The sequence below is a fragment of the Pseudomonas sp. UC 17F4 genome, from assembly GCF_900101695.1.
Lineage (GTDB): Bacteria > Pseudomonadota > Gammaproteobacteria > Pseudomonadales > Pseudomonadaceae > Aquipseudomonas.
Genome location: NZ_FNKV01000001.1, coordinates 3,516,370 through 3,536,444, shown reverse-complemented (window position 1 = coordinate 3,536,444; position 20,075 = coordinate 3,516,370). Strand labels below are relative to the sequence as shown.

General features: G+C 59.9%; 31 protein-coding genes and 1 pseudogene. 3 read left to right on the top strand and 29 right to left on the bottom strand.

The annotated features are described in order from the left end of the window. Positions 1-14: 14 nt before the first annotated feature. The 14 genes from BLR26_RS16250 to BLR26_RS16185 all read right to left on the bottom strand — a co-directional run bounded on the left by BLR26_RS16250 (position 15) and on the right by BLR26_RS16185 (position 10,809). On the bottom strand, positions 15-248 hold the full coding sequence (locus BLR26_RS16250; RefSeq protein WP_256326731.1) for a hypothetical protein: 234 nt from the start codon (positions 246-248) through the stop codon (positions 15-17). Positions 249-256: 8 nt separating this feature from the next. Continuing rightward, a complete protein-coding gene (locus BLR26_RS16245) occupies positions 257-742 on the bottom strand; it encodes a hypothetical protein (protein ID WP_093382530.1) in 486 nt (161 codons plus the stop codon). Positions 743-821: 79 nt separating this feature from the next. Beyond that, positions 822-1,982, bottom strand: coding sequence for a phage tail tube protein (locus tag BLR26_RS16240; protein WP_093382527.1), 1,161 nt, complete (start codon positions 1,980-1,982; stop codon positions 822-824). 65 nt (positions 1,983-2,047) lie between these two features. Further along, positions 2,048-2,470: a hypothetical protein gene (locus BLR26_RS16235; protein WP_093382524.1), complete on the bottom strand. Its 423-nt coding sequence runs from the start codon at positions 2,468-2,470 to the stop codon at positions 2,048-2,050. Next, positions 2,467-3,036, bottom strand: coding sequence for a hypothetical protein (locus BLR26_RS16230; protein ID WP_093382521.1), 570 nt, complete (start codon positions 3,034-3,036; stop codon positions 2,467-2,469). The genes BLR26_RS16235 and BLR26_RS16230 overlap by 4 nt, the downstream gene beginning before the upstream one ends. Beyond that, on the bottom strand, positions 3,036-3,392 hold the full coding sequence (locus BLR26_RS16225; protein WP_093382518.1) for a hypothetical protein: 357 nt from the start codon (positions 3,390-3,392) through the stop codon (positions 3,036-3,038). The genes BLR26_RS16230 and BLR26_RS16225 overlap by 1 nt, the downstream gene beginning before the upstream one ends. Positions 3,393-3,394: 2 nt before the next feature. Continuing rightward, complete coding sequence (locus BLR26_RS16220) at positions 3,395-3,787, bottom strand: protein singed (RefSeq protein ID WP_093382515.1); 393 nt, start codon at positions 3,785-3,787, stop codon at positions 3,395-3,397. Between the two features lie 39 nt (positions 3,788-3,826). Then, entirely contained in the window at positions 3,827-4,411 is a 585-nt protein-coding gene (locus tag BLR26_RS16215) for a hypothetical protein (RefSeq protein WP_093382512.1), read from the bottom strand. A 48-nt stretch (positions 4,412-4,459) separates the two neighbouring features. Then, a complete protein-coding gene (locus BLR26_RS16210) occupies positions 4,460-5,404 on the bottom strand; it encodes a major capsid protein (protein ID WP_093382509.1) in 945 nt (314 codons plus the stop codon). A gap of 11 nt (positions 5,405-5,415) precedes the next feature. Next, positions 5,416-6,132, bottom strand: a complete 717-nt coding sequence (locus BLR26_RS16205) for a hypothetical protein (protein WP_093382506.1) — start codon at positions 6,130-6,132, stop codon at positions 5,416-5,418. 117 nt (positions 6,133-6,249) lie between these two features. Beyond that, positions 6,250-7,296, bottom strand: a complete 1,047-nt coding sequence (locus BLR26_RS16200) for a structural protein (protein WP_093382503.1) — start codon at positions 7,294-7,296, stop codon at positions 6,250-6,252. Continuing rightward, positions 7,286-8,710: a DUF4055 domain-containing protein gene (locus tag BLR26_RS16195; protein WP_093382500.1), complete on the bottom strand. Its 1,425-nt coding sequence runs from the start codon at positions 8,708-8,710 to the stop codon at positions 7,286-7,288. The genes BLR26_RS16200 and BLR26_RS16195 overlap by 11 nt, the downstream gene beginning before the upstream one ends. 8 nt (positions 8,711-8,718) lie before the next feature. After that, entirely contained in the window at positions 8,719-10,206 is a 1,488-nt protein-coding gene (locus BLR26_RS16190) for a terminase large subunit (RefSeq protein WP_093382497.1), read from the bottom strand. Positions 10,207-10,209: 3 nt separating this feature from the next. Continuing rightward, positions 10,210-10,809, bottom strand: a complete 600-nt coding sequence (locus tag BLR26_RS16185; protein WP_093387525.1) for a hypothetical protein — start codon at positions 10,807-10,809, stop codon at positions 10,210-10,212. A gap of 73 nt (positions 10,810-10,882) precedes the next feature. On the opposite strand from BLR26_RS16185, the gene BLR26_RS16180 reads away from it, so the two are divergent. Then, on the top strand, positions 10,883-11,287 hold the full coding sequence (locus tag BLR26_RS16180; RefSeq protein ID WP_093382494.1) for a hypothetical protein: 405 nt from the start codon (positions 10,883-10,885) through the stop codon (positions 11,285-11,287). 55 nt (positions 11,288-11,342) lie between these two features. Here the strand turns inward: BLR26_RS16180 and BLR26_RS16175 are convergent. Further along, positions 11,343-11,762, bottom strand: a pseudogene (locus BLR26_RS16175) (proteasome subunit beta); the annotation flags it as partial. 9 nt (positions 11,763-11,771) lie between these two features. Next, positions 11,772-12,002 (bottom strand): Acb2/Tad1 domain-containing protein, encoded by a 231-nt coding sequence (locus BLR26_RS16170; protein ID WP_093382491.1) that lies wholly within the window; start codon positions 12,000-12,002, stop codon positions 11,772-11,774. Between the two features lie 120 nt (positions 12,003-12,122). On the opposite strand from BLR26_RS16170, the gene BLR26_RS27520 reads away from it, so the two are divergent. Then, positions 12,123-12,359 carry a hypothetical protein gene (locus tag BLR26_RS27520; RefSeq protein WP_093382488.1) on the top strand — a complete coding sequence of 79 codons (237 nt, stop codon included), beginning with the start codon at positions 12,123-12,125 and terminating at the stop codon, positions 12,357-12,359. A 39-nt stretch (positions 12,360-12,398) separates the two neighbouring features. On the opposite strand, the gene BLR26_RS16160 is transcribed toward BLR26_RS27520, so the two are convergent. Next, on the bottom strand, positions 12,399-12,734 hold the full coding sequence (locus BLR26_RS16160; RefSeq protein ID WP_093382485.1) for a phage holin, lambda family: 336 nt from the start codon (positions 12,732-12,734) through the stop codon (positions 12,399-12,401). 179 nt (positions 12,735-12,913) lie between these two features. On the opposite strand from BLR26_RS16160, the gene BLR26_RS16155 reads away from it, so the two are divergent. Then, entirely contained in the window at positions 12,914-13,327 is a 414-nt protein-coding gene (locus BLR26_RS16155) for a hypothetical protein (protein ID WP_093382482.1), read from the top strand. Positions 13,328-13,378: 51 nt separating this feature from the next. Here the strand turns inward: BLR26_RS16155 and BLR26_RS16150 are convergent, their stop codons facing one another. From BLR26_RS16150 to BLR26_RS16100, 12 genes are all read right to left on the bottom strand, one after another. Next, a complete protein-coding gene (locus tag BLR26_RS16150; protein WP_093382479.1) occupies positions 13,379-13,696 on the bottom strand; it encodes a hypothetical protein in 318 nt (105 codons plus the stop codon). Positions 13,697-13,749: 53 nt separating this feature from the next. Further along, on the bottom strand, positions 13,750-13,953 hold the full coding sequence (locus tag BLR26_RS16145; RefSeq protein ID WP_093382476.1) for a hypothetical protein: 204 nt from the start codon (positions 13,951-13,953) through the stop codon (positions 13,750-13,752). Positions 13,954-14,323: 370 nt separating this feature from the next. After that, the gene (locus tag BLR26_RS16140) at positions 14,324-15,160 is read right to left on the bottom strand and encodes a putidacin L1 family lectin-like bacteriocin (protein ID WP_093382473.1); all 837 of its coding nucleotides are present in this window, start codon (positions 15,158-15,160) and stop codon (positions 14,324-14,326) included. A gap of 13 nt (positions 15,161-15,173) precedes the next feature. Further along, entirely contained in the window at positions 15,174-15,356 is a 183-nt protein-coding gene (locus BLR26_RS16135; protein WP_093382470.1) for a Com family DNA-binding transcriptional regulator, read from the bottom strand. Between the two features lie 304 nt (positions 15,357-15,660). Then, entirely contained in the window at positions 15,661-16,251 is a 591-nt protein-coding gene (locus tag BLR26_RS16130) for a hypothetical protein (protein WP_093382467.1), read from the bottom strand. Then, the gene (locus tag BLR26_RS27515; RefSeq protein WP_256326730.1) at positions 16,242-16,373 is read right to left on the bottom strand and encodes a hypothetical protein; all 132 of its coding nucleotides are present in this window, start codon (positions 16,371-16,373) and stop codon (positions 16,242-16,244) included. The genes BLR26_RS16130 and BLR26_RS27515 overlap by 10 nt, the downstream gene beginning before the upstream one ends. Beyond that, positions 16,370-16,966: a recombination protein NinG gene (locus BLR26_RS16125; protein WP_093382464.1), complete on the bottom strand. Its 597-nt coding sequence runs from the start codon at positions 16,964-16,966 to the stop codon at positions 16,370-16,372. The genes BLR26_RS27515 and BLR26_RS16125 overlap by 4 nt, the downstream gene beginning before the upstream one ends. Further along, positions 16,963-17,433, bottom strand: a complete 471-nt coding sequence (locus tag BLR26_RS16120) for a hypothetical protein (protein WP_093382460.1) — start codon at positions 17,431-17,433, stop codon at positions 16,963-16,965. Before BLR26_RS16120 ends, BLR26_RS16125 begins: the two co-directional genes overlap by 4 nt. Beyond that, entirely contained in the window at positions 17,426-17,647 is a 222-nt protein-coding gene (locus tag BLR26_RS16115) for a hypothetical protein (protein ID WP_093382455.1), read from the bottom strand. The genes BLR26_RS16120 and BLR26_RS16115 overlap by 8 nt, the downstream gene beginning before the upstream one ends. Further along, positions 17,647-18,441, bottom strand: coding sequence for an ATP-binding protein (locus tag BLR26_RS16110; RefSeq protein ID WP_093382450.1), 795 nt, complete (start codon positions 18,439-18,441; stop codon positions 17,647-17,649). Before BLR26_RS16110 ends, BLR26_RS16115 begins: the two co-directional genes overlap by 1 nt. Beyond that, positions 18,431-19,228: a hypothetical protein gene (locus BLR26_RS16105; RefSeq protein WP_093387522.1), complete on the bottom strand. Its 798-nt coding sequence runs from the start codon at positions 19,226-19,228 to the stop codon at positions 18,431-18,433. The genes BLR26_RS16110 and BLR26_RS16105 overlap by 11 nt, the downstream gene beginning before the upstream one ends. Further along, positions 19,228-19,986 (bottom strand): phage antirepressor KilAC domain-containing protein, encoded by a 759-nt coding sequence (locus tag BLR26_RS16100; protein WP_093382445.1) that lies wholly within the window; start codon positions 19,984-19,986, stop codon positions 19,228-19,230. The genes BLR26_RS16105 and BLR26_RS16100 overlap by 1 nt, the downstream gene beginning before the upstream one ends. Positions 19,987-20,075: the final 89 nt, after the last annotated feature.

The following is a 20,075-nucleotide window of genomic DNA, read 5'->3' as shown; positions in this document are numbered from 1 at the left end:
GTGCACCATCGAGTTCAATCTTCTTCACTCACCATGCAAACAGCATCTAGCGCGAACATCACATCGTCGACCTCTTCCCTGGCCAGAGGCGATGGGTGTGACTCCAGCCAGTCGGAGATCTCCCGGGCCGCCAGTGGCAGAGGGAAAACTCCAGCCATGCTGGAAGCGAACCGACGCCCGCGGCAGATATTACGGAAGAGGTTCAGCAGGTAGGCCGTGATGGGGTCGTTCGGCGGCTCGTCGGGCACTTGAAGCTTCAGCCTTTGGTAGACCGTGCGCCTTTTTTCCGAGTCGCCGCCCCATTCGCGCTCCCACTCGAAGCGGTCGACGGCTTTCCCACTGTCTCGGCCCGCTCTTGAGCGGTATCAGTCGCCGCCGCGGCGCCTTCACGCAGGACAAACACGAAGAATTCGATGTTGCTCTCGAGCAGCTCGGAAGCCACCGCGGGACTGTATTTGATCGGGTTGCCCTGGGCGTCCAGCACGCCAGACCAGTCCTTCACAATGAAGTGGCTCAGTAGCATGGCGTGGTTCTGGTGCTCGGTCAGCTCGCCGGCCACTACCCCGACCTGGCCCTCTTCGAACCGAGCATCGTTGCGCGCGATCCGGCGGCGCATGCGCTCCAGGCCCACCTGGTACTCGGCATTGTCGATGCCAGCCAGCAGGATCTTGGTGTCCTTATCAAACTCAACCCAGCGCTCGCCAACGGCGGGCTGGTTTTTTGCGGTCAGTTGCAAAGCCATGGTTGTTCCTCAACGCCACGCCAATAAAAGGGCCGCCCCGGCCGGCGTGAGCGCCGGGGAAGCCAAAGGTGATGCAGGGTTAGGCGGTAACCGTAATCGCCGCCGTGCCGGTCTTGGTGGGGTCGGAGACACTGGTGGCGGTAATGGTCGCCGAACCAGCGGAGATGCCCGTAACCAAACCGGAAGCACTGACCGTCGCCACACTCGGCGCCGAGCTGGACCAGGTGACGTTCTGCGCTGCCTCGGCCGGCAAGGCAGACGCTGACAGCTGGCGGGTGGCGGCCACCGCGATCGAAGTCGTCGCTGGGGTTACCGACACGCTGGCCACCGGCACAAACGGAACTCGGGTGATGGTTGGGCTGAGCTTCGCCACGGTGTAGTTGAGCGTCACTTCGATCAGGTCGCGCTTCCCACCGTTCGGCAGCTCACCGTCAACCTCGACGGCCGGGAAGTTGAAGGTGTACTTGTTGCCCAGGCTGTCGGTGATGGGGAAGACCACCGCAATCGGCGCGCGGGAGAAGGTGTTCTTCCAGATCTCCCATGCCCGCTTGGACCAGGCCAGAGTGATGCTGCCGGTGATCGCGGCCTCGGTAGCGATGTGCGCACCAGGGCCCAGGCGCTCAGACCCAAGGCAGCGCTGCGTTTGCAGGCTGTTGTCCAGGTTCACGCTCATCGCCGACACACAGGCCACACCCTCCAGCGACTGGCCATTGACCAGGATCGTGCCGACGTTGTTGTTCGACAGAAATGGCGTGGTGGTCGGGGCATTCGGCGAGACGACGATCGAGGTTTCGCTATCCTCGTAGTCCAGGCACGCCATGTTGAAGGTGGCGGTGATCTTTCCGTCGGACGGGATGTCGAGGGCGAAGGTCGAGACATGCGCGCCTTTGAATACGCCGTAGACACCAATGTCTTCGTAGCCCTTGGCGATACTGAAGGTCCGGCGGGTATCGCCTACGGACAGCACATCGCCGGTCCAAGTGCCGTAAAAAGCGGCTTCGAGCAGCTGATCGAAGGAGCCGAACGAGAGCTCTGCCGTCAGGTCGCCGCCGATATCGATGCTGGTAGCCACGGAGCCCTGGCTTAGCCGGGTATCGGTGATCTCATCGCTGGCCTGGGTGTTGACGGTCGGGGTCAGCGCGTTGCCGGTCAGGCGAAGCGTGTCCCAGGTTCCGGTCGGCGTAACGCCTGGCGCTACCTCTTTGATGATGTGCGAAACGACTTTTGCGCCGGAACTCATGGGTGAGTCTCCTATCTGCGGGCATAAAAAAACCCGCTCAGGGCGGGTGGATGGTGTTGCCTGGCTCAGCCGGCGCGGAACCGGATGTTGACGTTGATCTGGTAGAAGCCTTCGAACTCGCCTGCATCGACCTGAGTGGCTTCCATGCATTCAAGCTGGCCAGTCATCCAGTACGCAAAGTGCACTTCCAGCTCGCCGGCCAGCAGGTTGAGTTCCTTCAATCCCGTCCTGGCCCGGGCGAAGCATTGGATGCTTATCTGCCCTGGCTTGCGGGTATGCGGTCGGTCTGCCATGCCGGCCATGAAGGCCGTGGCGTACTGCAGATTCAGGCGACACCAAAGCCCGGTCGCCGGCGGTTTGAACACGCCGGAAGAGTCGATGTTTTCCGGCGGATACGGCGCATTCGGGTAGAAGATGCGCTTCTGCTCGATACCGCCGAACGACGCCATGCGCCCGACGATGGCCTCGCGAATTTCCTCGAAGGTCATTTGTAGGCCTCGCTTACTCCAATGAAGGCCAGGCCATAGACCCCGTCCGGGGCCTGGGTTGAATGTCCATTTTCCAGCGCCTCGGCGTACGGGAGATTCGTCTGGATGTAGATCACCGGAAAGCGGCCAGCGGACTGGATCACGCTGGTGCCCTCTGAAATGGTCGACAACCCTTCTGCGTCGACGCGCTCGGTGACGCTGAAGTCCGGCGCGCCAACGGAAACAATGTGGCTTCCGCGAAACCTGCCGCCCACATAGCCCTGGCCGGCGGCTTTCGCATCTACGAAGAAGTTTTCTTTGCGCTCGCGCTGGGTGAGCTTCTTGAACCTCTTGCCGGGGTTGCTGGCGTTTCGCGCATCGACGTTTGCGTCATAGGCATCAGCCAGTGCTACGTTCTTGGCGGTCAGTTTGATGTTGGCCTGCCACAGCCCTGGGTTGCCTACTGGCGACTTCAGCACCACCTCCTCCAGCATCTTCTGGGCGATGACTCGGGCCATCTGGCTGATGTCTTCTTCGGCTTGGTCGACGAAGTCCGTCAGGTTGGTGCTCCAGCCATTGGTAGCCATCAGACCTCCCTGAGCTGGATCTCGTAGTGGGCGCCAGCGGGATCGGTTTGCACATTGATCACGTCGAAACCATTGATCTTGTGGCCGACCTGCGGAACGCCGGTGGTCTCGTTGGTGAGGGCGATGAGCAACTGATCTGTGGCCTTGATGTTCATGCCGTCGATCAGTGCAATCTTGAAGGCATCGAACACCCCGCGGCCGGAGTAGCTGATCACCACCGGGTCGCCACCGGTCTCGGTGACTGGATCCCAGGTGCCGGGTAGCGTTATGCCGCCAGTGAACAGCTGCACCGCGTCTGCCAGGTCGGTATCAAAGGCCTCGGCCATGTCGGCTTGTATTTCTTCGCGCAAGCCCATGGCTACCCCCTTTTGACGGCAAAGGCGAACGGGTTACTCCGCCGGGGTGTGAGCAGTGCCAGGGCCAGCTGAACGCAGGAAGGTTGCGCCGCGGCACTGGTACGGTCGATGGCGCCGAAGGTCTTGCTCGTCGAGACCAAGCCGGCCTTGACCGTCTTGGCTTCGATCAAACCCTCGGTCTGCTGCTGGTATAGCTTGCCCTGTGAGGCACACTTGGCTAAGCGGGCGCCGGCCTGCTTCACGTCGTCGGGGATGTCGTCCGTGTCGATGCCCACCAGGTTGAGCGCGGTCAGGTAGGCATTCGCCTCGAAGACCGCCTCCGCCTTGGCCTCGTCAGGCGCCCAGGCTGGCCCGAGGATGCTATCCACGTCGGCCACAGTGATGTAAGTAGCCATCAGGCCTCCGCTTGAATGATTGGGGCCGCAGCCCCGGGTTTACTGGTTATCGAGCTCGGCAACCTGCTTCTGCAGCGACTCTTTCGAGGCATTGGCGCGGTAGTTAACGCCAGCCTTATCCAGGACTGCCTTCAGCGCCTCGATCTCAGGGTCGACAGTTGCAGCCTTGAGTGCCTCGACCTGCTTCAGCAGGTCAGCCTTCTCTTGCTCCAGGTCGATTACCTTCTGGACTTCGCCGTCGCGCTCGCGCTGCAGCCTGGCGATGCCGGCATTGACCGCTTCCAGCACCTGAAGCAGGCGGCCCGCGGTTTCGCCCAGCTCGCCCTCTGGGCAATCCAGGCTCTGCTCGGCAAACGACTCGACAATAACGCCGATGGATGCCAGCTCGGAGGCCAGACGCTTGAGCTCCGCAGGATCCGAGACATCGACGATAGTCACGCGCGTCGGCATATCGATGACGGATACGTCGGCGCCCGCCTTTTCATAGGCATTGACCACCTTCGGCCAGTCCCCGATCACCACGACCGACTCGACACCAGGCTCGGCTTGGTCAAAATGTCGTGGATTACGATAATTCCGGCCTGGCTCGAAGTCGTCACGCTGGGCTGTGTAAATCAATTCCATAGATTGCCTCCAAGGCAGGCCTACTTGACCCGCCTTTGCAGTTGCCAATTAAGGCGCGGACAGGTCGATGAGGACGCCGGCAGTAGCCTTGTCGCTTGTCGCATGCTTGCGCCAGTTCGCACCGGCCCCCAGGGCCGCGAGATTCGGGTTAACGCCAGCAGTGTCCTTCCAGGAATACCCCATGATGTCGACGTTGAAAGCGCCTTCCGCGCGATAGCCGATCGCCAAGTTTTCCTGGTTGTTTACTGGATAAGAGCGCACACCCGGTGCCTGGGACTCAGTTACCGAAACTGCACCCACCTGCAGACCAAAGATGCGCTCTTCGGTAACTTTGTCGGAGACGAGGACCGGTTTGCCCATGGTGCCAGGCGAGCCGCCGTAGATGACCACGCCCGCCTCTTCGTAGATTTTCTGGTCAATGGCGTCGTCGACCAGGTCGAAATAGGTAGCGGAGTCCATGGCAAAGAGCGCGATGCGGTTGAAGCGATCACCGAACTTGCGCATGCCCTTGGTCAGCACTTTCTTGTGGTCGACCGCGAAGGACCCGCTGGCAACCATATTGGCGTTTGCGCCAATAGCAGCGCCGAGGGACGCGAAGGCAGTCTGAATGTAGTAGTCCAAGGCTGCGTCGGCCATGTCCTGACCAACCAGCATGGAGAATTCTTCCGGGCTTCGCGCACGACGCTTGAACGCTTCCTCTGTAGTTTCGTACGGGCCGTACTTCCATGGGGTTTTTACGCCGACCGCTTCATCAGCACCAATCTTGATGCCGGCGACAACGGCGTCGGAGTTGACGTTACGGTGACCCAACGTGCCACCGATCTTGTAGAGCGAACGCTTACGCAGGTCGCCCTCGATCAGTTCGTTGCGCAGAATTAACGCACCGCCCGACGAGGCGTTAAACACTTCCAGTACGTCCTGCAGACGCTCCAGATAAGCGGTTTGGGCAAGATCGTTGTAAATGATCATGTCCGAGTTGACGGTAGTTGGCATGGGTTACTCCATTATTTGGGCAATTTCAGGTAGGCGTCCTGCCCGTGCGCATCAATAAACTCGCGCTTCTGGACAGAGCTCATTTCGGAACGCTTAAGTGCGGCCCCGCCGCCCTTTCCAGCACCACCGGCCCCGCCGCCTGATGCCTTGCTGCCAGCGATCAGCGGACCAAAGGCCGGATCGTTGGTGAATTCTGCTTTCAGCTCGTCCAGCGTTGCCGCCGAGAGCTTGCCGGACACGTCCAGCACGACGACAGTGGGCTTGCCGTCGCGCTGCTCAACGCTCAGCCGGCGTTCGATGTGGGGAAGCAATGCCTTGGCACTGCCCGGGATGGCCAGCGTGGTCGCGATCTCGGTAGCGGTGCGGCCCACGGTCAGATCCCGGATCTGGCCTTGCAGGGTGCTGTTGGTGCTTTCGAGCTGACCGGTAAGCTCTGCCTCGCGGCGCGCGTACTTCTCGGACCAGGACTTCTCGAGTTCCTCGACGTTGCCCGACTTGCGAGCAGCTTCTTCGCGCTCGAGCCGAGCGGTTTCCTCGGCCTCTTTGCGCGCCTTCTCGGCCGCCTTCTTCTCGCCGAGCAGTTCGTCGACCTTGGCCTTCAGGCCGGTGACGTCTTCCTGCTGCGGCAGGCCTTCGATGCCAAGAACGAACTTGCCGTCCTTCTCGGTGTACAGGGTTTTGGTGGAATCATCGAGGCCGTCGAGGCTATCCAGTTGAAATTTCAGCATTGCTGTCTCCCAGAGACGTTGAGCAGGCCCTGCCTGCGGATACAAAAAAGCCCCGGCTCAGCCAGGGCTAGGAAATTGCGCGCCACGAAATGACGGTGCAGTGTTTTGTGGCGCGGATCAGTTCATGCCGGCGCGCTCGAAGGCCATCGGCTCGCGCTCGCGAAGCTGCTTGAGGGTCAAGGTCCGGCCGTCGTCATCGACGAACCTGTCGATGGTCAACTCGCCTTTGCTGAACAGCTCATAGCGCGCCGGGCCGAGCACATCGCGCTGAAACGATGCAGGCTGCCGCGCAAGCCATTCGCTGTAGCTGGTCTTGCTGCTGACCTGCTCGACGCCGTCCGGGCCGATCGAAGGCCGAGTGGAGCCAGGTATCTCCCGGGCGAACTCGTCTTTCAATACCGGAATGATTGTGGTCCGGCACCGCCAGTGATACGGCGGCTTCGGCCCATCCAGCGGGATGATCGTCTGGTCGACGCTCATGCAGAACAGCGTGGTGCGGCTGTCCAGGGTGGCTATCCGGCGCATCCCTTTGAGGATGTCGTCATTATCCTTGAGCACTTCCACACGCGCCGTGGTGGCAATGTGGTTGGTCATGGTGTTGACCAGGGCCTGAGCCTGATCGCGTTGCTGGACGCCCAAAGAGGTCAACCGGCGGCTGATCTGCCCGGAGGTCTCGCCCAGCGCCGACCCCATGCGAATCTCGCTGATGATCTCGGCGCTCTTCTTGGTGCCGTACTGGTCAAGTGCGCCGTTGATGCTGATGCGTTGCCGGCCTTTGCCGACCTCCAGATCGAGCGGGTCGGCCAGCGCCGCGGCGGCGACCTGAGCAACCGACGGCCTGTTCAACTGGACCACGGCCTTCACGACCTTGCCCAGCAGGGTCATGTTGAACTCGGCCTCGTAGCCGCCGAACTCGGTCAGGTCGAGCACCACCTGCTGCTTCATGTCGCCGTAGATCGTCGCCAGATCACCCTGCAGCTCTCGGATCTGCCGCTCGTACCGCTGGGTGCCATACCGGCTCAATCCCTCCGATACGCGCGATTTGGCAGTCCCAATAGCCTTGGTGATGAACTTGGCCAGGCGCTTAAGACTGCCACCGGCGTAGCGCTGGACGTGCACCTGGTGGCGAGTCGCGGCGTCGGACAAGTAGCCATCACTGCTCATCGCCGCCATCTCCAGGGTCGTTGCCGGTCACCGGCGGCTGCTGAGCCAGTTCCTCGTCGATCAACTCGTCGGTACGGTCCGCTTCCAACACGCCGCCCTGGCGCAGGTTGGTGCGCAAGTCGGATTTAGCGATCAAGCCCTGTTGCCAGAGCTGGACCTGGGCCAGGATGTCCTGCGCGGTCATCGACTCATCGAAGAACGACTGGTTGAGCCAGAAGACAGTGCCCTCCTCGTCCGGCTCACCGATCATGAAGCGCTCGGCGTCGAGGATTGCCCGCTTCAGGGCCTCGGACACGTTGCCGGCGATGGTGCCCAGCACGCTGTTGTCAGAGCTGTAGCGGATTCGCACCGCCTCAGCCGTCTCGGCGCCGCCCGCCTTCTGGACGATACGGGCGCCGATCATCAGCATCTGCTCTTCCTTGTCCTTCAGCAGCGTGCGAGCCAGTTGACTCTCGGTTGCCTGGACAAGGGTGGCGGTACCGGACTTGCCGAGGTTGTAGCCCCGCGTCGAGCCGATATGCATGCCGTTCGGGTTCACCTTGGCGAACTCGTCGGCCGTGATATCGGTCGTGATGAACAGCGTCGGTTGGCTGCTGATGAACCCGCTCTCCTCCACCGTGGCGCTGTTGCCGTAATGCAGGATGTTCACGTCCGCCAGATCCTCGAGCGGTGACCGATCGACGCTGGCGTCGTTGTTCTGGGCGCCGTAGAAGCTGAACAGGATGTGCTTGAACGGCTTGCCCGCCTTATCGGTCGGCTCCGTCTCGGTGAAGGTCTTACCGTCTTCGGCATAGACGCGCTGGACGTATCGCCCATCGACCAACAGGAGCACCCGATACTGGGTGCTGGTTGTGCGCTCCAGGCTTTCTGAGCTGAACTCTGAAACGCACTCCAGCAGGCACACATAGACCAGGCGCTTCACGCCGTCGATCACCTGCTCGTCCCAGTCGATAATCGACTCGGCGCCGTAGTGATGGATCAGCGCGCGGCGACCCTGCAGGTCGGCCATCGAGGACACGCCTTCGACCTCGGGGAAGTCCACCAGAAAGCCGCCGCGCCCAGTGTCCAGGCACTCCCCTACGGAATCCTTCGACAGCTGCTCCAGGCTCGTCCCGTCGCCGCTGGCGTTCTCCTTGAGATACTCGACGCCCGTGGGCAACTCCAGCTCGGCAGTCTTGCGGAACACCGCGCCCAGCAGGCCGGTGCGCGTGCGCCCTGTGATATTCAGGAACATCGCCCGCTTCTTGTACTGCTTGTACCGCGCCAGGTTCTCCGGTGATTTGTTCTCCGGATCAGGCATGGGCAGGTAGATATCGTGCTTGCGCACCTCTCGGGCGCCCGCCACGCAGCGCTTGACCAGCAGCCAGCCAGGCAAGGCTTCCGAGTACTCTGCCCGGGGACTGAAATTCGGCATGGGTGGCCTCAGAAAGTGAACGAGATTGGAACGTGCTTGACCACGGATCGCTTGGTCTTGGCCACTGCGAAGTAACGGAAGGCGTCGGCCGGGTGGGATGACCAGTCGTGAAGCGGCTTGTCTTTCCAGCAGCCGCGCTTGTCGTCCCATTCCTTGCGGTAGCTCTCCAGGGCGGTGATCCCCTCCTCGCACTTGGCTTCGTCGAAGGCGCAGTTCGGGAGGATTTCCCGCGCCTGCTCGATGCCTTCGTCCACGCCAAGCTTCGGGACCACCTGGAACGTCATGCGGTACTTCTGCCCGTCGATCTCATAGCCTTCTCGGGCGAGTTCGCGGCGGGTCTTGCCATCGCTACCAAATTCTCGGTTGTCGATGTCATGCGGCCCCCAGTGCTCACCGTAGGTGTAGCCGCGATCCTTCAGCACCTTCATGTAGTGCCGCAGGCCTTCGCCGCTGTTCTGGTAGAAGTCGACTACGTGGTATTCCTCGCCAACGATCCGGACAAACCAGATCGCGGTCGAGTCGCCCACGCCGATATCCCAGAATGTGTGCACCGGCAGATGGCTGTTGTCGGGCAGCTTGCCGATGCGCTGGGCGGCGTAGAGCTTGGTGAACTGCTTGGCGTAGTACGCGCCCTCGATCGTCTGCTGGAATGCTTCGGCAGGGATCGACGGGTACTCACGCTTCATGTCATCGCCGAGGGTCTTCTCCTTGGCGGTGTACCAGGCTCGCTGACCCGGGTTGGTGACGATTCCGTGCTTGGCGGCCAGGTCGTCGAAATACTTTGTCAGCCGATCCGGGATGGTGACATCGGTCGGGTCAAGCCAGTACAGCGGGTTCCGCCACCAGCTGAAGAAGAAGAACTTCCAGTCCAGCAGGCCCAGGGGTACACCGGCCAGCTGTTGCTTCTCAGCGCTCTGCGAGTAATCGAAGAAGTAGCCCGCCCGCCCCTCCGCCGTCGACTCGATCGTGACGAAGCACTCTGCGGCGACAGCCTCAAAGGCGCCGGTGACGATCTCTCGGGCTTTGTGCGGAAACTTGGCGCAGATCTTCCCGAACTCGGATACGTGCAGATACCGTAAAGTCCCGCCCCGAAAGGATGTGGACACGTAGAGCGATCCACCTTTGCTGAACACAAGCTCACCAGCAGCATCATTGCGAGCAGGGTTAGCGGCGCGTATCTCCTTGGGAAGGTTGTCATACGCATATTTGACCTTCTCTCGAAACAGGCGCTTGGCGTCGTTCAGGGTGTGGGCGATAAGGGCGCACTTGGCGGCCTCGAAAAGCGCGGCGTCCAGCTGGACGATGCAGACCAGCGTGGTGAAGCCAAGCTGACGGGCCTTTAGGATGATGTTGCGAGTGTGCATCCCCTGGAAGTAATCGACCTGCTCCTGCGTCATGCGGAAGCGTACCTTCTTCCCCTGCTTGTCGGTGATGAAGTACAGGTTGTTCAGCCGCCAGAACCGGTCCCGGAGCAGTTTGAGGTGCTCGGGTTTCATGGGTCAGGCTTCCTTCGATAGTTCATCCATCAGCTTGGACAGTTCGTCCGCTTCGTCCGTCTTCTCCTTCTCGTCCAGGCCGAATGCCTGGCGCTCGAGCACCTGGAGGTTCTTCATTGCAGCTGACAGCTGGAACAGGGTCTTGGAGTTGCTTGGGAGGGCCACCGCGGCAAGCATCGAGGCGCGGCGCATGCCGTTGCTGTCCTCGGCGGTCTCTACGTCGATTGCCTCCTCAATTTCCTCCCGGCGCTGGATGGTGGTCAGCAGATCATCCATCAGCAGGTTCGCAAGGTTCGTGGCCTTGCGGATGTCGCGGCGGTGGCTGCGAACTACCTGCGCGCCCTCCTCTGCGGCCTCTTCGATGATTTCGGCATCGAGTTCGCGGTTCGCGCCTTGATCGTTGCGAACCTCGCCGCGAACCAGCTTGCTGCGAACCTCTTTACGCACCTGGTCAGAAAGGTCCCGCGTCCAGTTCAAGGCCTTGGCCTTCTTCCTGATCGCGGTGTCGCTCACGCCCTGGCGCTCAGCGATGGTTCTGATGGAAAGCGCCCCGGCCCGGTAGGCTCGTTCGATCGCCTCCCAGTCGGGTTGCTTACTTGTCATGATCACTCTCTGAGTCTTGAAGTAGTGGCGGGTTGCCGGTATTGGTAAGGGTCAACTCACAAGGATGAACCTAATGCCCGACAGATACAGCGTCGTACACTTGCCTCGTGTCGATCTCATCGCTATAGAAATTGGCACCCAAGTACCAGCCACTCCAATGGAGCAACTCTGTTATCAAATTGAAGACTCGCTCGAGGACGACTATGTCGGCGGGCCTTACTCAGACGAGCGCGAGGCAAACTGCGCCTGCGCTCGCCTGAATGCCGGGGTCGATATCCTCTACCTTCCCGGCTTCAATAGGCTGCTACTGGAGAAAAATGGAACAATAATCATTGAGTCTGGCAGGGAGATCTTTGTCGGACTCACCCGCCAGGAATCCGAAGAATATGTATCGCTTCACGGCCCCGTGGTATGCGACAGATTCATTGACCTGAATCGTAAGCATAAGCGCGCCTTGAGTGGAATCGAAGACCTGTAGGAGCCTTTAAGGCATAGCGCGCCTCATTCAATTGGGGTGCGCCCATTTTACTCACAACCCGCAGCGCTCTGATCTTCCCGCCGGTGTAGATGTCCCGCTTCATGGCAGCGCGCACCGCGTCTTCTGCGCTTGCACCCATATCCATTGCAGCCAAGGCATAGGCCGAGCCGCTGCCAATCGCATCGGGATTGGATGGGTCGAGTTCCTGCCGCCAGATACCAGTCTTGTCGTCATGCCCCACCATGAGCAGCCTGCCGCCATCGACGGCATAGCCTGAGCACTCCACAGGCACCGGCGAGGGAGTCCCGAAGTAGGCGGCGATCAGGGCCTTCTCGTCACACACGGCGCCGGACAGGAAGAAGCTGACACCGTCGACGACCTGGCACTTCGGGGAATCATCAGAAACGATTACTTCGCCCCGGGTCTGGCGAGAGTCGTAGGCGATCACGCCGTCTTTGTAGGCGATGGTAGTCATGGATGGATCTCAGTTGAACGGATCAGCAGGCTTGGCAATCGAGCGCACGAACCACATGAAGCCCTGCTGCAGGCTGGTCTTAGCCAGGGCGAGCAGGCGCGGGTCAATCCCCTCGATCTGGCCAATCTGTTTGAACAGCTCGCCGGCATCCGCTTCCAGCGCCTTGATCGAATTCATGCCGTCGATCTCGCTTTGGTTGAGGTCGCGGTAGCCGGTGATTTTTTTGTGCTGGTTATCCATGGGTAGCTCCTTTGCTCGATGACTCCTGGCCAACTCCACCCGTCGCCTATACCGAAGGTTTGTGGCAGCCATCCAAATGAGTGACTAATAGTTAAATCTCTGCCTGGGGAGGCACAAAAAATGCAACCAAGATTCGTTATCGTTCCAGCTGTTCCAATAGCAACGGAGTCGTTTCATTCGGGTGGGCGTTACTACGCCAATACTCTGTCGAGCGGCTTTGATGTTTACGACAACCAGGAAAAGATGCGACTCAAGCCAAGCTATGCAAACAAAGGCCTGGCAGGTGCGGCGTGCGCAAAGATGAACATGGAATCGCGCAATCCCACTGAGTTGTTCCCAGTGTTGAGGAGTGAGTGATCCGCCACGAAATGACGCACCTTGAATTTGTGGCGCGGTTTACTGCTCGGGATTACGTCCCGGCAACTTGAACCCAGTGAAGCGATCGGCGTAGGCGCGGATCTTGTCCACCCCTAGCAGGCCAATCATCCCGCCGACGATTCCAGCAGCCGACTGGGGGATGCCCAGCAACTCAAGCCCTGAAAGCATCGCCAGGGTGATACAGCCGCACAGCAGGCTTTCGAGGAAGGCTGCCTTCTTGGTTCCGCCGCCATAAATGATTCGTAACGCTGAGATCGACACGGCCAGACCGGCCGCATAGAACGCGGGTGCATGCTGGCTTAGCCACGCAAGCATAATGAGCCAGGTATCTGGTTTGTCTGGCATATGGGCCATTCCGGTTCCTCCCTTTCGGGGAGCTATAAATAAAAAAGCCCGCGTAAGGCGAGCATTGGCTACGTACTGTCGTTGTTGACGATGTTTGACCTGACCCCAAGCCAGTGGCAACCTAGACGGCTGCTTTAAAATCAGCGACAGAACTCTCTCTCAAGGCTTGCTTCCCTCGGATATCTGGTATGACTTCACAGCTCGAAATAGTCATCAACGCGACAAAGAAGCTCGAATCACTGCTGACCCTGCTGGGCGCGGACGGCAGAGGCCTTCAAGAAAAATGTGACTCTGTGGCTCACTTGTTACCGCCCGAGATAGTTGGGTCAGTCAAGTACCTCGCTCGAAATCGAAATAAATTGCTGCATGAAGATGGTTTTGAGCTCTCCGACTTGGGAGCCTTCCAGTATCAAGCGAGCTCGGCGATTGCTTATTTAGAAAGAGTTACTGCTCTCGATCAGAAGATCGAGGAGCCAGTAAGCAACGGAATCACGATCAAAATGCCTGACCGCGCTATTCACCCTGTTCCGATCGAGGAGCTGGAGTGGTTTTTAGCTCAGGAGCCAGTGTTCACTGAGCCCCATGAAAAAACCAAGGGCTGAACGAAAAAACTGACCTAATAGTCAGGTCAGTGATGATCCTTTGATGGATGCTTAAGCCTCGTCAGTACGTGGCTCGCCGCGGGGCTTAACTAGCTTCAGCTCACCGACGCCGTGGTCTGCCAGCATAGCCTGCACATCGCGTAGGTTACGAGCCAGCTCACCGTAGAGCGTTACCCCTCCAAGGCGCAGTGGCTCGACGGCAGGCTCAGCATCGATTCGGGCAACAATGTCACCCTTCTCCAAATCGCCGATGACCGTGGTGCCGGACGGCCCCTTGAGGATGAGCGAGCCCGTCTTCAGGTCGATGTCTACTTGCCCCGAGGTGCTCGAGAGCTCGCCTGCAGTCAGGTAGCGTGATTTAGTGGTCATGGGTGCACTCCAGATGCAAAAAGCCCAGCGCGACGGCTGGGCTCAGTGGCTTGTCAAATCTTAAATATTCTCTGCTCTGACTTGGCTATTTCAGCGACTTTGATCAGCGCAGCCTTCAGGCTTTCGTCTTCAATGCCGAGCTTGGCCAGTACGGCATCCGGATCATTCGTAAGAGGCGCCAAGGCCAACAACACATCGTAAGGCACCTGGGCGAGATCTCTGCCGTTCTCGTCTCTGTTCCTGAAACCGTATGTCATAACCATTCCTTGATCGTATCGAAGCGCGGGATTGCGCCCAGCGATTCTACAAAATCAGGAAACGGCGGCCCAGAATGAATGCTTGTAACGATCGCCAAAGCGGCACTTGATTTAAAACGGCCCCAGCAGCACTCCCAGCTTGGAGCAATGGGTGTGGCGGAGCCGAAAACGAAGAGGCCTCGCGCAATGGCGAAGCCTCAAAAGAATGTCTACCGTGCGCCACCGAACATAGCAGCGCACAGTAAATAAAGAGTTAAATGACTCATGTCGCTCAACGGCGAGGAGTTGGAGCTCGTGGCTCTCTTGGATGGGCGAAGTTTTCGTCCCGTTTAACATCGGCAATCGATAAAGCAGTCTCAGAGCACCAAGATCAGAACGCCCAGCTCCAGATATCCTTGGTTTTCCAGTTGCCGTTGTCGACGTTGATCAGTCGGATGTGGCGATAGGTGGGCTTGAAACCGAAGCGAGCCCAAACTGGCTTCTCTTGGAGGATCGCAACACCGCCGTTAGGCTGTAGCCGCAGGACCGCACCCGGTGAGCCTGCAGTGCCCGACTGCCACAGCACTGTGTTGTTTGCGCCATAAACTACGAAGTTACCATCCGCCTGGAAGACAGCGCGTTGGGCGCCGCGATTCTGGGTTTTGGTCGACCACACAAGAGCACCGCCCGGGGCGTAAGCGGCAACGTTGCCGTCCGCCTGGAACGAAATTTTGCTAGCACCAGCTTGGTAAACCTGGCCCTTTACCAATTCCGTACCCGCCGGGAAGACGACCGAATCGATCGATCCCGGAACAAGTGGAATACCACCAGTACCGTTCCAAAGCGCCAGCGAATCGACCAGGACAATGTTGCCGTCGTCTTGGAGGATCAGATGGGTACGGTTCCACTGATCCTTACTGGTAAACGTGCTGTTCTCAGTCAGCCAAACACGCATACGAACACGGTCGTCCAAGAACGCACCATACTGAACGTAGAAGGCTGTGGGGTCCTTCTTCCGTAGGCGAGTAGTCATACTGTATGGCTGACTTTCGTTGGCCACCCAGACGGTGACGCCTTTGTCTTGAATGACCAGGTTCGCATCTTGCTGCAGCAGCAACTTGAAGCGGCCGTTCGGAGAAAGCAGGAACTGGCCTGGGGACATGGTTTGGTAGGCAGGAAGAACCGAGGAACCGCTGCCGGTGAAAGGAACACGTGTACGAGCACCCATAATTTGTCACCTATTAAAGTCGAATGATTTGCGCGGCCTCTGCCGCATTCATGTCGCTCAAAGGCGATAAATCGAGACTCGAGGTCTTTACATGATTCAAGGTCGCGCATCGCGTGCACTTGATCTGGATCTGGCTGAACTCACCCACGCGGGCGAGTAGTCGGTTGCATTTTCCGCAACGAAATTCTTTGAACATCTGCAAGTCCGTTTGATTTTCTGCTAGGCTCCGTCCCGCTCGCGCGAGCAGTGAGGGCCTTGGCTGGCTTGCAGGTACAGTCTGCGATCTGGCGGCTACAGGAAGTGGCCTTAACACCTTCTGGAGTCGCCCTCTCTTTTCCATTCCGCGCAAACGAAAAAGCCCCGAACTGGTCGGGGCTTTTGTGTTTCTGGCGGGCATAAAAAAACCGGCTTGGGGGCCGGTTTCTTTCGAAATTCGCCATAGGCGAAATTATCACGATGGGGAAACTATGCCATCAGCCGCACGGGAACGCAATAGGCCCTCAAGCGGCACTCTTCATTTCGTAGATTGCGGCCGCCACCGGACTCAATGCCATCTTGTCCACGTCCTCGCAGCAGTCGAACGCCAAGCGCACGAAACCACCCCAGTCGCGCTCCCAGTTCGCCGACTCCAGCTTGACGCCGTAGTGAGCATCCAACCAAGCCCGAAACCCCTCCGGCGACGCCAGCGGGTCGTCGTTGGCCGACTGCCCGCCCTGGTGCATGTACCGGTACCGGGTCATTACGCCCTTCACCACGTACTCCAGCTTCTCACGCTTGGCGGCGGTCATGCGCGGCGATTTGCTCTGCACCAGGTTGAAGACCACCTCTTCGGCTGTCTCCCGGGTGTCGTCGGCCAGGCGCGGGTTGTACATGAAGTTGCCGAAGGCACGGACCTGGCTATGCAGCTTGCCGATCGCCGACTGCACTTGCCCGGCCAGTGCCTGGTGGACTGCATGGCTCGCACTTCGCTGCTTATCGGTGGTTTGCACCATGGCGCCCAACAGGCCCAGTTGTTCGATGAAGGAGCCCTGGCTATCCCAGGCCGTGTACAGGCAGTCGTGCCATGCTTGGCGAGCGCTGTTCAGCTGCATGGGCCGCCCTCCTCGCGCTTGCGCTTCATTGCGATCAGCTGGCCGCGCCCGAGGCACCAGGTGGATGCAATAACCATAACCAGCAGCAACATGCCGGCCGTATCAATGATTGTCCATGTCATGCTGCAGCCTCCTTGAGCTGTTTGATCTTTGCCCGGTATTCGGCCTTGATAGCCTTCAGGTCGTCGATGGTGTGCTTGCAGGCCTGATGAGGCCCTTCCAGCCAGGCTACCCGGTCGGCACCGATGCGCTGGACAAGACGGATGCGGTACTCGACCGCGTTGCCGGACAGGTTGCGATTGCACCTCACGCACTGGCGGTGCACGTTGAGCGGCTCGAAGCGCAGCTCAGGGCAGGCGCCCACAGAACGGTAGTGGCCGGCGTCCCAGCGGCTGCCGGTGATCAGGTCGTGATCGCTGGGCAGCGAGTCGCAGCTGATGCACGGCAGGTGCTGGTCGCGCAGACGGATGTAGGTGTTGAACTCAGCCTGGGCCTCGCGCATGTAGTCGCCGCGGCTCTTGAGCTTCTCCTTGCGGACCTTGATCTCGCGGCGTTCGCGCTGGTCGATGGCCTTCCGGGCTTTGTCGTGATTCACCGGCGCCAGGGCCAAGGCACACTTCACGCTGCAGGCCTTCTGGGTCGACAGGCTCGGCCGGAACTTCTCGCCGCAGGACTTGCAGGTCTTCTGCTTCACTTCCTTGAGAGCTGTCCTCACGCGGCCTCCTCCCCCAGCAGATCGTCGAAGAACACACCCTTAGCCGAGAACTCAGCCACAATGCGATCGGTGTAGGCCACTCCCTGAGCACGGTTGAACAGACTGGTGACCGGGAAGCCGTCCGGCCCGAACAGCTTGCAGCCGCCCATCATCGCCAGCTTCTCTTCGTACGGTAGGTGGCGCATGACCCGGTACCAGGCCTCGCGGAACTCCTGGTCATCGTTCAGCAGGATCTGCACGCCGAAGTGCAGCTTGCAGTAGCGACGGGCATCGGCCGGGTCACCGATCTGGGTCATCTCGGCAATGCGCTTGTAGAAAGCGAACCACAGGGCGTTCTGGTCCAACGTGCGGTCCTTGCCCGGGCGCAGGCTCACCACCACGAACTTTTTGTCGCGGTACATGGTGGTCAGGCAGGTGATGGCCTCGGAGAGCTTGGCCTGGCAGTTGACGCTGATGCGGTCAGCCATGGGCCACCTCCTGAAGCTGTTGCTCTGCCGCGCTCGCTCTACGAGTCAACTGCTGGATCTCTTCGAGCAGGCCCAGGGCAACCTCCTCCACTGTCAGCTCGCCGAGAAACTCGTCCAGCGCGTCGGTGTGCACCTGCAGGTCCTGGTCGCCGGCCCTCCAGGCGCCTACCACTGCCCACAGCAGGGGCTGCAGCTTCGATTTGTCGATGAGCACTAGAACCCCTCCTTGCCGCGCTGAGACTCCCAATTGAACGGGAGCACAATCACACCACCCTCACGGAGACGATCGGCAGAACGCTCTCCCATGGCCGCAGGCAGCTCCCGCACATCCAGGTTCGAAATCACAATTGTCGGCAGCATTCGCTCGTAGCGGCCGTTGATGATCGAGAACAGGCGGCTCAGTTCGAAGTCACTCGGGGCTTCCTTGCTTGCACCGACCTCGTCCAGTACCAGCAGAGTGGGACGCACCAAGGCGTCGAGGATGCTGCCTTCGGTCTGGCTGGAGCTGCCGTCGAAGGTTGCGCGGATGGACTGCAGGATTCCGCCCAGTGTGCGGTAGGCAGCGGTATGCTCGGTGGCGGACATAACGGCCTGAGCCATGGAGACGCCGAGGTGGGTCTTCCCGGTGCCGGGGTGACCGACCAGAATCATGCAGCGCCCAGCCGCAAGGTTCTGCTCGAACTGCTCGACGTACTGTCGGCACTTCATCAAGGCCTTGGCTTGGCCCGGATTCACTGCCTGATAGCTGTCGAAGGTCTTACCCTTGAAGCGCTTGGGCACCAGCGCATCACCGAGCTTCCAGGCCGGTTCGTGGCGCTGATGCTCGACAGCTTCCGCCTTCTCCTTCGCGACCTGAGCAGCCTTGCAGTGCGGGCATGGCGAACGGAACGTGCGGCTCAGCACCCGGGCAACAGTGGCCTGGTATTCGCCGTGCTCCTCGCAGACTGCGATCGATGCGACTTGAGGGCTAGCCATGCTGGACAGGTGAACCACTTTCTCAGAACGCATAGGTGCCATCCTCCCGTGGGATCAGCCCGGCTGTGTAGTCACGCTCAGCGAAACCGTGGTGACGACTGGTTGGCAGATGGTGGACGTTTGCTGGCACCGGCAACTCATCCTCCCAGCGCTTGCCGTTTAGCCAGGTAGCCGGGTGCGGAATGAACTGGCCGCCATCCTTCGCCCAATCAGCAGACACACTCCAGGCAGCCAGCGCGTCGGCCATGTGGTCGAACAGCGCCGAGTGGACCTTCAGCTTGGCCCAGGCCTTCTGCGCATTCGCCTTGCCCACCTTCCGCGGGTAGAGCTTCCAGAACCGATCGAACAGGTCCTCCGGTGATTCGCTCGACGGAGTGAGGGAATCAGGAATCAGGTTAAGGGAATCAAGAGAGAGGGAATCAGCAGGGAAAGAACTGTTCTCGCCCGGTGCTTGTCCGGTGCTTTCACCATGCTCACCCTGAACAGGTTGATGCTGGCCTTCTGCTGGAATGGTGCTTGCCGCCTCTTTTACGTGGGGGTTCTGGTGCTTGGACCAGTTCACCACCTGGATTGCCTTGACGCCTGAGGCTTCGTAGCGGCGAATGAAGCCCTTCAGCTCCAGCGCATCAAGCATGCCGTCGATATCGACATTGTCTGCAGGAAAGAGGGCCATCTTCAGGCGCTTTGGACGATCTTCCAGGCGCCCTTCCCGGTCGGCTTCGGTCCACATGCCGATGAACAGGAGGCGCGCGGCGAAGTCCAGGTCTGCCAGGTCTTCGTTGGAGAAGAAGCCCGGTTTGATATTTCTCGATCTGGCCATCATTGGGCCTCCAGGTTGTACTGAGCCCACAGGCCGGCCACCCAGGTGACGCCCTTCGGGGTAAATTTGGTTTGGTTGAATGCGTGACCACCGTCGGTGGTGCCGGTCTTGATATCGAACCGGCCGGCGTCAATGTGCTGCTGGTACGCCTGCCATTCCCCGCCCATGCGGTACATGATCTTCTTGTCGAGCAGGAACTCGCGGAAGCGGGCCTCATTAGCCCGTAGGAGCTTGGCGGTCTGGCGGAAGCCCTTCAGGCCTGTGGCGTCCACATAACGATCAACGAACTCAACCTTGGGCGCGGCAACGGCCAGGGCCTGGTTGGCGGCCTGCTGCAGCTCGTACTGCTCAGCCCACGCGCGGGCGGCGGCTGCCGGGCTGGAGAAGTCCGGCAGTGTTGCAATGACGCGTGGCGCTTCGAGGGACTTGAGCTTGGCCAGGACACTTCGACGGACAGCCTTCGACTCACGCATGCCAACCAGCATGCATTGATCCAGCGTCAGGCTGTAGGTGGCGACTTGGTTGCCGTAAACAGGGGTGTAATATTTTTGCACCCCCTCAAGCTCATCGCCCAGCTCGTCCTCGACCCGTGAAAGGAACTGGTCATTCCTGACTTTTGGCTCGCCAGCGGTAAAGCGTGCATCGTTGATGAGGTCTCGCAGTTCGATGCTGCTCATCGTGCGCGCCACGTTTTCGCCGTTCGCATTTTGAGGCGCGGCCCGCTTGAGGGCCTGTACACTTTGGGTCTGCATATGCATAATTCCCTTCAGAGTTTTGTGTTGCAGAGAGCCGGGGCGGAATCCCGGCTTTTTTGTGTCTGAAATTTGAGGCCCTCTTGAGGCCCGCC